We start from the raw sequence: 7,817 nt of genomic DNA on the forward strand, positions 1-7,817 counted from the left end.
ACTTCAGCTTCGCGAACGCGCCGCGGCCACGGACCTCGGCGATGATTTCCTTATATCCGCCCATGGTGCCTTCGCTGGCCGAGATCACCTCGACCTTCCAGCCCTGCAGATCGGCGAAGCGTTCGTACATCCGGAACAGGTCGCCGGCGAACAGCGAGGCCTCGTCGCCGCCGGTGCCGGCGCGGATTTCCAGCACCACGTTGCGGTCGTCCATGGCGTCCTTGGGCAACAGCGCCACCCGGATCTGCTGCGCCAGTTCGAGGCTGCGCTCGGCCAATGTCTCGCGTTCGGCCTCCGCCATCGCGCGCATCTCGGGGTCGGTCGCGGGATCGGCGATCAACTGGTCGATGCCGGCGATTTCGGCATTGGCGGCGCGGTAGGCCTTGACGGCGTCGATCAGCGGATTGAGCTCGGCGAGCTCGCGCATGATCTTGACGTAGTTCTCGGAGTTGAGCTGGCCCAGCACCTGGTTCTCGAGCGAGGCATGGTGCGCCAGCAGGATATCAAGTTTGGCTTCAGGAAGCATCGACATGGTTTGGTCTCGAATGGCGAAGAGGGCGCGGCATGGAGGTGGAGCGCCGCTACAACGAAAGTCCCTCGGCCTCGGCGAATTCGATCAACTTCTGGCGGATCGACACGGAGCCGGACGGCGCATCGAGCAGCGGCATCATCATCGCTTCGGCCTTTTTGGCGTCGAGGTCGAGGATCAGCGCCTTGACCGGGCCGTGCCCGGTCGCCGACAGCGACAACGAACGATAGCCCAGCGCGATCAGCGCCAGCGCGCCGATCGGCTTCGACGCCATCTCGCCGCACAGCGAAGCGGACTTCTTCGCGGCCTGGGCCTTGCGCACGATGTCGCGCAGCGCCCGCAGGATCGGCGCCGACATGGTGTCGAACCGTTCCGACACCTTGGCGTTGCCGCGATCGACCGCGAACAGGAACTGAAACAGATCGTTGGATCCCACCGAGACGAAATCGACTTTCTTGAGCAGTTCGTCGAGCTGATAGAGCAGCGCCGGCACCTCTATCATGGTGCCGACATCGATGCGTTCCGGCAGCGTATGGCCATGCTGGCGCAGATAGGTCAGTTCGCGCTCGACGATGCCCTTGGCGAGATCGAACTCGGCCACTTCGGTAATCATCGGAAACATGATGCGCAGCGCGCGACCGCCGCCGGCACGCAGCAGCGCGCGGATCTGGCCGCGCAACAGGCCGGGGCGATCGAGGCCGAGCCGGATCGCGCGCCAGCCCAATGCTGGATTTTCCTCGATCACGGTTTCCATATAAGGCAGCGCCTTGTCGCCGCCGATGTCGAGCGTCCGGAAGGTCACGGGCTTGTCGCCAGCGGCATCCAGCACCGTGCGATACAGCGCGAGCTGGTCGGAGGTGCGCGGCAGGCTCTGGCCGACCATGAATTGCAGTTCGGTGCGAAACAGCCCGATGCCGGCGCTGCCGGTGTCGTCGATATGCGGCAGGTCGATGGCGAGGCCGGCGTTGATCATCAGCTCGACCGGCTGGCCATCCTTGGTCACGCAGGGTTTTTCGCGCAACGCCGAATATTGCGCCTGCCGCCGGGCGCGGAAGCGCACCCGCTCGGCATAGGCCGATTCGATTTCCGCCGAGGGGCGGACATAGATCTCACCTGTGGTGCCGTCGACGATGATGGCGTCGCCGGGGTCGGCGATACCCGGCGCATTCGGCACCTCGCCGACCGCGGGAATGCCGAGCGCGCGCGCCACGATCGAGACGTGGGAGTTGGCGGTGCCTTCTTCCAGCACCAGCCCGCGCAGGCGCTTGCGGTCATAATCGAGCAGCGCGGCCGGCCCCATCGCACGCGCGATCAGGATGGCGTTGTCGGGCAGTTGTTCGCGCGACGGTGCATGATCCTGCCCGACCAATTGCCGCATCAGCCGATGGCCGAGGTCCTCGAGGTCATGCAGGCGGTCGCGCAGGTAAGGATCGGTCGAGCGCAGCATGCGCGCCCTGGTGTCGGATTGCACGCGTTCGACGGCGGCCTCCGCCGTCAAGCCGGTCGCCACCGCCTCGTGCAGCTTGTGCGACCAGCCGTGATCGTTGGCAAACATCCGGTAGGCTTCCAGCACGTCGCGGTGCTCGCCGCCATCGGCGACGTCGCCGCGCTCCAGCATGCGGTCGAGATCGGCGCGCAGTTTGGTCAGGGCGGTATCGAGCCGCTTGATTTCCTTCGGCAGGTCCTCGGCGATGTAATTCGTGATGACGACGCGCGGCTCGTGCAGCACCACATGGCCGAGCGCGATGCCGTCGGACAGGATCGCGCCGGTCTTGTGCAGCGAATGCCGCGCGGCGGGTTCGGCGCCGGGTTGCGCCAGCGCCGACAATTCGCCCGAGGCGATCATCTCGGCCAGCACCATCGCGGTGGTTTGCAGCGCCTCGACCTCTTCCTCGACATAGGTGCGCTTGGCGCGGTTCTGCACCACCAGCACGCCGAGCGTATTGCCGGCGCGCAGGATCGGAACGCCGAGGAACGAGTGATAGATTTCTTCGCCGGTTTCCGGGCGGAACGAGAAGGCCGGATGGCTTTGCGCGTCGTTCAGATTGAGCGGCGTCGCCTCGCTCGCCACCAGGCCGACCAGGCCCTCATGCGCGCTCAGCACGGTGCGATGCACGGCGTCGCGGTTGAGGCCTTCGGTGGCGTAGAGTTCCAGCGTGTTGTCGACGCGCAGCACATAGGTCGAACAGACCTCGGCCACCATGTTGGCCGCGATCAGCACCACGATCTTGTCCAGCCGTTCCTGGGCAGAGACCTGCTCCGCCATGGTTTCGCGGAGCCGTCTCAGCAAGACGCGGGGGCCTCCCGACGCGCTCCGCATGTATTAAAATCCTCCTCCGCGAAGCCAGCCTGGCGGGTGGCCGGGAGCTGGCGTTAAGCTTGAGCAATCAACAATTTTATCCGTTCGGCGCCGGCGCAAGCCAGGCAAACCGGCCGAATCGGATAATCGAAACTATGTCGCGGTTCGCGGTAGCCTGCCCTTCAGGCCGTATAGCGAATTGGGGCTTGTTTTGCCAAGCAAAACGCCTGCCAAAGGCCAGAGTGTTTCTATTGGTACAATGTTGCGGGTGCTAAGGGAAAATTGTTCTAAACTTGGTCTAGTCCGTAAAGCGTATGAAGCGTGCGCACCGCAAGCTCGGTATAGGCGGCGTCGATCAGCACCGAAAACTTGATTTCGGATGTCGTGATGGCGCGGATGTTGATCTTGCGCGCGGCGAGCGCCGCAAACGCCGTGGCGGCGACACCGGCATGGCTGCGCATGCCGCTGCCGATCACCGAGACTTTCGCGACATCGGTGGCGCTGTCGAGCCGCGCATAGCCGATCGTAGCTTGGGCCGACGTGATGGTGTCGCGGGCGCGGGCGTAGTCCGAGGCTGGGACGGTAAAGGTGAGGTCGGTGGTCTTGCCGTCCTCGGAGACGTTCTGCACGATCATGTCGACATTGATGTTGGCATCCGCGAGCGGCCCGAAGATCGAGGCGGCGACACCCGGCTTGTCCTCGATCTGGCGGACGGAAATCTGGGCTTCGTCCTTGGAAAAGGCGATACCGGTAACGACGTGACTTTCCATGATTTCCTCCTCGCTGCAGATCAGCGTGCCCGGCGGCGTGCCGTGCGGGTCGATATCTTCGGGCTTGTCGAAACTGGAGCGGACGAAAATCGGCATGTTGTGCACCATGCCGAGCTCCACCGAGCGCACCTGCAGCACCTTGGCGCCCAGCGAGGCCAGTTCCAGCATGTCTTCGAACGCGATCTTGTCGAGCCGGCGCGCCTTCGGAACCACGCGCGGGTCGGTGGTGTAGACACCATCGACGTCGGTATAGATATCACAACGGTCGGCATGAACGGCAGCCGCGATCGCGACCGCCGAGGTGTCGGAGCCGCCGCGCCCGAGCGTGGTGATTCGCCCGGTCTGCGGATTGAGGCCCTGGAAGCCGGCAATCACGGCGACTTCCTTGCGATCCCTGAACCGGTTGATCAATTCGGTGCCGTCTATATCGAGAATCCGTGCTGAGGCGTGGACGTCGCTGGTCCTGATCGGGATCTGCCAGCCCTGCCAGGAGCGCGCCTGGATGCCGATCGCCTGCAGCGCGATCGCCAGCAGGCCGGCGGTGACCTGTTCGCCTGAGGCCACCACGGCGTCATATTCGCGCGCGTCATGCATCGGCGAGGCATCACGGCACCAGTCCACCAGCTCATTGGTCTTGCCGGACATCGCCGACACCACCACGGCGACGTCATGGCCGGCGTCGACCTCGCGCTTCACATGCCGCGCGACGTTGCGGATGCGGTCGAGATTGGCGACGGACGTGCCGCCGAATTTCATGACGAGGCGACCCATGATGACCGGCTTATTCCCTGACGAGGTAATTCACTGGACGCTTACGGAAACCGCGCGCGCCAGCCAAAAGGCGCGTATACATAACGGCGCGGTTGGCGACAAGCAACCGGGCTCTGGCGCCCCCTAAGAACCGCCCGGGGGTGGCGCAAGCGCTTGGAAAACAGGGATAATTGAGGCTAAAGCGATGGGGCGTTATATCGATGATATCCTGCAGCCCGGGGAGAAAGTGCTGTATTCGACCAACGCGCACTGGATCTTCTATCTGCCGGCGATCGGCGCCTGGATTGTGGCGGCAGGCTTGCTCGCGGCGTCACAGATGTTTGCCGGCGGTTCGCTGGCATGGGGCGGCCTGGCGCTGGCGGCGATCGCGGCCCTTTTCGCGCTGTACAAGATGCTGACCGCCTGGTTCCACCGCTGGACCACCGAAACCGACGTCACTAACCTGCGCGTCGTCCACAAGACCGGATTCATCAAGCGCCGCACGTTTGAGATGAGCCTCGATAAGGTTGAGAGCGTCGATGTCAACCAGAGCATCCTTGGCCGCCTGATGAATTACGGCGATGTCACGGTGCGCGGGGTCGGCGAGGGCGCCGAGACCATCAGGACCATTGCGGCGCCGCTCGACTTCCGCAATCACATCACCGCGCGATAGGGAGCGGCGCGTTTCTCCATGGCCATGCAACAAAATTCGGAACCAAATTCGAATCCTCCGGGCGCCTTCGGCAGCACGGTGGATCCCGCCGAGATCGTGAAATTCTCAAAGCTGTCGGACGAATGGTGGGATCCCAACGGCAAGATGGCGCCGCTGCACAAGATCAATCCGTTGCGGCTGAGCTATATCCGCGACGCCGCCTGCCGCAAGTTCGAGCGCAACGTCAAAAGCCTGAGCTGCCTGTCCGGCCTGCGCATCCTCGATATCGGCTGCGGCGCCGGGCTGCTGTGCGAGCCGTTCACCCGGCTCGGCGCGCAGGTGATCGGGGTCGATCCGTCCGCGACCAATATCGCCGCGGCCAAGCTGCATGCCGACAAGGGGCATCTGTCGATCGACTATCGCTGCACCACGGTCGAACAGATGGACGTGCGCGAACGCTTCGACATCGTGCTGGCGATGGAAGTGGTCGAGCACGTCGCCGATGTGGGCGTCTTTCTCGATCGCTGTGCGGCCATGCTCAAGCCCGGCGGCATGATGGTGGTCTCGACCTTGAACCGCAACTGGAAGAGTTTTGCGCTGGCCATCGTCGGCGCCGAATACGTGCTGCGCTGGCTGCCGCGCGGCACCCATCAATGGGACAAGTTCGTTACCCCCGGCGAACTGGCGAAACACCTGCTCGACAACGGGCTCGTCATTTCCGAGGAGAGCGGTGTGGTCTACAGCCCGTTCGCCGACCGCTGGAGCCTTTCGACCGATATGGACGTCAATTACATGGTGATCGCGGAAGGGGCGGTCTGACAGGCGTCAGCCCGCCAACCGAATCCTCCCGACATGCTCAGCATCGCTACGCTCTGGATTCCCTTCGCCATCATCGCCTCGCTCGGGCAGGTGGCGCGCAATGCAATGCAGCGGAGCCTGACCGGGCCGTTGGGCACCTGGGGCGCGACCAATATCCGCTTTCTGTTCGGATTCCCGTTCTCGGTGATGTTCTTCGTTGCCGTGATTCTTGCGACCGGCGACGCGGTACCCTGGCCGACGGCGGCGTTCTGGCCATGGCTGGTGCTGGGCGCGCTCGCCCAGATCGTCGGCACCGGGCTGATGCTGCTCGCGATGAACGACCGCTCCTTCGTGGTGACGACGGCCTACCTCAAAACTGAGGCGATCCAGACCGCGATCTTCGGCTTTGTCTTTCTCGACGATCATCTGACGGTGCTGAAAGTGGTCGCGATCCTGATCGCGACCATAGGCGTCATCGTCACCGCGTTGCGGCCCGGCGGCGAAAAGGGCTTCGCCGAACTGAAGCCGACCATTATCGGTTTGGGCGCCGCCGCGGCCTTCGCGTTGTCGGCGATCGGTTTTCGCGGCGCGATCATTACGGTGCCGGGCGTCTCGTTCGTGACGGCGGCGTCCTACACGCTGGTATTCGGGCTGTTCGCGCAGACGCTGGTGCTGACGATCTATCTGCTGGCACGCGCGCCGGATGTGCTGAAAAAGATTTTCGGTCTCTGGAAGCCCTCGATGTTCGCGGGCTTTATCGGCGCATTCGCCTCGCAATTCTGGTTTCTGGCGTTCGCGCTGACGGCAGCCGCCAACGTGCGCACGTTGGCGCTGGTCGAGGTGCTGTTCGCGCAAGGCGTGGCGTATTATTCCTTCAAGCAGCCGCTCTCGGTGCGTGAACTTTCCGGTATTGCGCTGATTGTCGTCGGCGTTGGGCTGTTGGTGGCGGCGTAGCCGCCGAGATTGCGACTCAGTTCCTGTCGCCCGGCAGCACCGGCAGCGGCGAGACTTCGACGCCTTCCTCGATCAGCGCGCGGGCTTCGTCGGGTGAGGCTTCGCCGTAAATCGGGCGATGCTCGATATCGCCGTAATGCATCTTCCGCGCTTCATTGGGAAAACGCTCACCGACATTGTCGGCGTTTTTCACGATGTGGTCGCGCAATTCCTTCAGCTTGGCGCGCAACTCGCGCTCCTGCGCCATCAACAGCGGCGTCGGCGTGGAAGCGGTTGTGGCGGCATCCGCCGGCGCCGCGGGCACCGGCTCGGCTTTATCGCGCCGCTTCTTGCTGACGATTTGCGGAGCCATGATGGCGCGCTCGACCTTGGCCGAGCCGCAGACCGGGCAATTCACCAGCTTGCGCTTTTCCTGGGACTCATAGGCTGTCGAGCTCTGAAACCAGCTCTCGAACGCGTGGCCGCGCTCGCAGCGCAGATTGTAGTGGATCATGCCGATCCCCGAACCAGATGCAGATGTTCGGGTCCCGCCTTCGGATCGGCCATGCTGAAACGTCTGCCGTGCTGCAGCGACGGCACGGTTTTGCGCGCGGTCTCGACCTTGGACGGGTCGATCCTGGCCAGGAACACGCCGGGCTCGGCGTCGCCTTCCGCGAGAATTTCGCCCCAGGGGGCGATAATCAATGAATGGCCAAAGGTCTCACGCTTGTTTTCGTGCAGGCCGGCCTGGGCTGCGGCGAACACGAAGCAGCCGTTTTCGATGGCGCGGGCGCGCAGCAGCGTGTGCCAGTGCGCTTCGCCGGTCTTGCGGGTGAAAGCCGAGGGCACGGCGAGAAACGACGTGCCGCTTTCGGCGAGCGCGCGATACAGCGCCGGAAAGCGTACGTCGTAACAGATTGTCAGCCCGATGCGGCCCCATGGCAGATCTGCGATCACGGCGGTTTCGCCTGGCTGATAATTGGCGGACTCGCGATAGCTCTCGCCGCCGGGCAGATCGATATCGAACATATGGATCTTGTCGTATTTCGCGATCACGCCGCCATCGGGTCCGATCAGGAACGAACG

The 7,817-nt window shown here is 63.8% G+C and carries 8 protein-coding genes; 3 read left to right on the top strand and 5 right to left on the bottom strand.

What is annotated here, in order from left to right; translation table 11 throughout:
* The 3 genes from GSQ88_RS13445 to GSQ88_RS13455 form a co-directional block, all read right to left on the bottom strand.
* The coding region (locus GSQ88_RS13445; protein WP_159008230.1) for a PCRF domain-containing protein at window positions 1-532 on the bottom strand (532 nt) is incomplete at its 3' end.
* A gap of 49 nt (window positions 533-581) precedes the next feature.
* Window positions 582-2,849 (bottom strand): phosphoenolpyruvate--protein phosphotransferase, encoded by a 2,268-nt coding sequence (gene ptsP / locus GSQ88_RS13450; RefSeq protein ID WP_159008231.1) that lies wholly within the window; start codon window positions 2,847-2,849, stop codon window positions 582-584.
* Between the two features lie 266 nt (window positions 2,850-3,115).
* The gene (locus GSQ88_RS13455; protein WP_159008232.1) at window positions 3,116-4,369 is read right to left on the bottom strand and encodes an aspartate kinase; all 1,254 of its coding nucleotides are present in this window, start codon (window positions 4,367-4,369) and stop codon (window positions 3,116-3,118) included.
* A gap of 184 nt (window positions 4,370-4,553) precedes the next feature.
* Here GSQ88_RS13455 and GSQ88_RS13460 point away from each other — a divergent pair, with 184 nt between their 5' ends.
* Genes GSQ88_RS13460 through GSQ88_RS13470 form a run of 3 tightly spaced genes read left to right on the top strand, consistent with a single transcriptional unit; the run spans window position 4,554 to window position 6,752 of the window.
* Window positions 4,554-5,021 carry a PH domain-containing protein gene (locus GSQ88_RS13460; protein WP_159008233.1) on the top strand — a complete coding sequence of 156 codons (468 nt, stop codon included), beginning with the start codon at window positions 4,554-4,556 and terminating at the stop codon, window positions 5,019-5,021.
* 18 nt (window positions 5,022-5,039) lie between these two features.
* Window positions 5,040-5,819 carry a bifunctional 2-polyprenyl-6-hydroxyphenol methylase/3-demethylubiquinol 3-O-methyltransferase UbiG gene (gene ubiG / locus GSQ88_RS13465; RefSeq protein WP_174248001.1) on the top strand — a complete coding sequence of 260 codons (780 nt, stop codon included), beginning with the start codon at window positions 5,040-5,042 and terminating at the stop codon, window positions 5,817-5,819.
* Window positions 5,820-5,852: 33 nt separating this feature from the next.
* A complete protein-coding gene (locus tag GSQ88_RS13470) occupies window positions 5,853-6,752 on the top strand; it encodes a DMT family transporter (protein ID WP_159008234.1) in 900 nt (299 codons plus the stop codon).
* 16 nt (window positions 6,753-6,768) lie between these two features.
* Here GSQ88_RS13470 and GSQ88_RS13475 read toward each other — a convergent pair whose 3' ends face one another.
* Entirely contained in the window at window positions 6,769-7,245 is a 477-nt protein-coding gene (locus GSQ88_RS13475) for a DUF1178 family protein (protein ID WP_159008235.1), read from the bottom strand.
* The coding region (locus tag GSQ88_RS13480) for a carbon-nitrogen hydrolase family protein (protein WP_159008236.1) at window positions 7,242-7,817 on the bottom strand (576 nt) is incomplete at its 5' end. The genes GSQ88_RS13480 and GSQ88_RS13475, both read right to left, overlap by 4 nt.

The sequence above is a fragment of the Bradyrhizobium sp. S69 genome, from assembly GCF_009766005.1.
GTDB lineage: Bacteria > Pseudomonadota > Alphaproteobacteria > Rhizobiales > Xanthobacteraceae > Bradyrhizobium.

Excerpts from the sequence above, each read along its gene's own strand:
- GSQ88_RS13460 (WP_159008233.1), top strand. The coding sequence starts at position 4,554 with ATGGGGCGTTATATCGATGATATCCTGCAGCCCGGGGAGAAAGTGCTG.
- GSQ88_RS13475 (WP_159008235.1), bottom strand. The coding sequence starts at position 7,245 with ATGATCCACTACAATCTGCGCTGCGAGCGCGGCCACGCGTTCGAGAGC.
- ubiG (WP_174248001.1), top strand. The coding sequence starts at position 5,040 with ATGGCCATGCAACAAAATTCGGAACCAAATTCGAATCCTCCGGGCGCC.
- GSQ88_RS13455 (WP_159008232.1), bottom strand. The coding sequence starts at position 4,369 with ATGGGTCGCCTCGTCATGAAATTCGGCGGCACGTCCGTCGCCAATCTC.
- ptsP (WP_159008231.1), bottom strand. The coding sequence starts at position 2,849 with ATGCGGAGCGCGTCGGGAGGCCCCCGCGTCTTGCTGAGACGGCTCCGC.
- GSQ88_RS13470 (WP_159008234.1), top strand. The coding sequence starts at position 5,853 with ATGCTCAGCATCGCTACGCTCTGGATTCCCTTCGCCATCATCGCCTCG.